Source organism: Pseudomonas sp. (assembly GCF_050739655.1).
Lineage (GTDB): Bacteria > Pseudomonadota > Gammaproteobacteria > Pseudomonadales > Pseudomonadaceae > Aquipseudomonas.
The window spans coordinates 1-2,265 of sequence record NZ_JBOIBY010000598.1; the positions used below are offsets into that span (position 1 = coordinate 1).

The 2,265-nt window shown below is 55.1% G+C and carries 2 protein-coding genes; both read right to left on the bottom strand.

Going from position 1 to position 2,265, the window contains the following annotated elements:
* A partial coding sequence (locus ACRESJ_RS28520) for a chloride channel protein (protein ID WP_431760858.1) occupies window positions 1–713 on the bottom strand: 713 nt, incomplete at its 3' end.
* A gap of 147 nt (window positions 714–860) precedes the next feature.
* Window positions 861–2,264 (bottom strand): TrkH family potassium uptake protein, encoded by a 1,404-nt coding sequence (locus ACRESJ_RS28525; RefSeq protein WP_431760859.1) that lies wholly within the window; start codon window positions 2,262–2,264, stop codon window positions 861–863.
* Window position 2,265: the final 1 nt, after the last annotated feature.

The window sequence follows — 2,265 nt, forward strand, 5'->3', positions numbered from 1 at the left end:
ACCAGTGCCGGGACGACTATGTCGACGTTGATGTCTTGGATGTCGAAATGACCGAAGTAGTTGTAGTTTCCCTGCAAGGCAATGGCAACCATCCCAGACAGAATGATGGTGCTAAGAAGAACGCCGCTGGTACGGGTTTCCAGCTTTCGTCCCAGCTCTTCAACGGCAAAGGCGATCCCGGCCAGCGGCGTATTGAATGCAGCCGCAATACCCGCTGCACCGCCCGCCAAAATAAGATCCTCGCTGCGTACGATTCGCGCATTGGGCAAGAAGCGGTGAAAGAAGTGCATGATGGATGCCGCAACCTGAACGGAGGGGCCCTCGCGCCCCGCTGAAAAGCCGCCCGTCAGCGCCAGAGTTCCAAGGCTTATCTTGGCGAAAGCAATGCGCAGCGAAACCAGCTTGTTTATGGGCTTACCTTGACGAGCAAGGCGTGTTGCTGCGATTACTTGCGGAATTCCGCTGCCTTGCGCGCCGGCGAAAAAGCAGGTTGTCAGCCAAACTACGAGCATGCCGATCAGTGGGGTGTAAATAAGAGGAAGCCACGTTCGCTCAGCGGTCTGTTGCGCGAACTGGGCCAGAGCTAGATCCGCCAGTCTTGCAAAAGCCACCACAAGCAGACCGGCAATGGTCGCCGCAGTCCATAGTGTGACTCTAGTGCGCCAGCGCAAGGAGGCGAAGCTACGGCGTAACAGCATTATCGGTTTGATCACCCGAGGTGCTCCTTGAGTTCGGCTTATTGATCGTAAGACTAACCAAATAATCCGCTCGCTCCAAACAGCTAAAGGAACACTGCGAGACAGACCGTGCTACAGATTGGGCGCTGTCTTGTAAGGTGGTTTTCGAGGCAGTGGAGAGGTTTAATACCTCCAAAAAACCGGCGTGATGAGTACCAGCACTGTGAGTATCTCCAATCGTCCCAGCAGCATGCCAATAGTCAGCAACCACTTTGCTGCGTCAGGTAATGACGAGAAGTTACCGGCAGGCCCAATGATCGTGCCAAGCCCTGGCCCGACGTTACACACCGCCGTAGCGGCACCGCTCAACGCTGTTGTCCAATCAAGCCCAATGAGAGCCAGGCCCAAGGCGATGGCAGCAATGGTGATGGTGAAGAAAAACGAAAAGGTCAAAAGCGAGCGCACGATCTCTTCATCAATGGGATGACCGTTGTACTTCTTCTGAATCACGGCTCGAGGATGGATCAACTGCTTTAAACTACTGACCAGTAGGGTGGCAGCAACCTGAAAACGGAAGATTTTGAGACCGCCTGCAGTGGAGCCGGAACAACCACCCACGAAGGTCAAATAGAAAAACAGCAAGACAGCGAAGCTGCCCCACAAGGTGTAGTCGCCGACCGCAATTCCGGTGGTCGTGACGACCGAGGTCACATTGACGGCCACGATACGAAACGCATCCCACCACCCGTAATCGCTGTGAAAACATAGCCAGGTACCTACAGCCAGCGATGTGACGAGCAAGAACCCGATAAACCCGCGTACCTGGTGATCCTGAATCAGCGCACGCCGATTGCCGCGCAATGTCGCGACGTACAAGGTGAACGGCAGGCTGCCCAGAATCATGATGACCACTGCCACCCAGTGAATCGTTGGTTGCGTCCAATGCCCAAGCGAGGCGTCCGACGTTGAGAATCCCCCGGTAGAGATCAACGACATTGCATGGTTGACCGCTTCAAATGGCGTCATTCCAGCGAGCCAAAGCGCCAGAGCTCCGATGCCAGTAAGCCCCAGGTAGAGCAAAAGAATGTATTTGGCTGCTACATGGGAACGCGGCGTCACTTTCTCCGACCAGTCTGAGGACTCTGTCTGGAACAGACGCATGCCACCTACTCGCAGCAGTGGAAGGATCGCCACAGCCATGCCGATAAAGCCGATGCCTCCCAACCAATGCAGCATGGAGCGCCATATCAACAAACCGGGAGATGAGGTATCCAAACCGGTGAGTACAGTCGAGCCAGTGGTTGTGATGCCAGACATCGTTTCAAAGAACGCGTCGGTGTAGCTGATATCGCTGATGAACACCATTGGCAGCGCTGCAAAGGTGCATACAACCACCCAACTGCCAGTAGTCAGCAGGTACATGTCCCTCGGGCGAAGCTGACCAGCATCCGGGCGCCCCCGCACAACCAACAGCAAGCCACAGATGAAGGTAATCAGACTCGACCAGAGAAAGGCCGACAGATCGTCGCTACGCTCATAGACCACCAGTGTGATCATGGGAATAGCCATGCTTATGGCCAGCGTGATC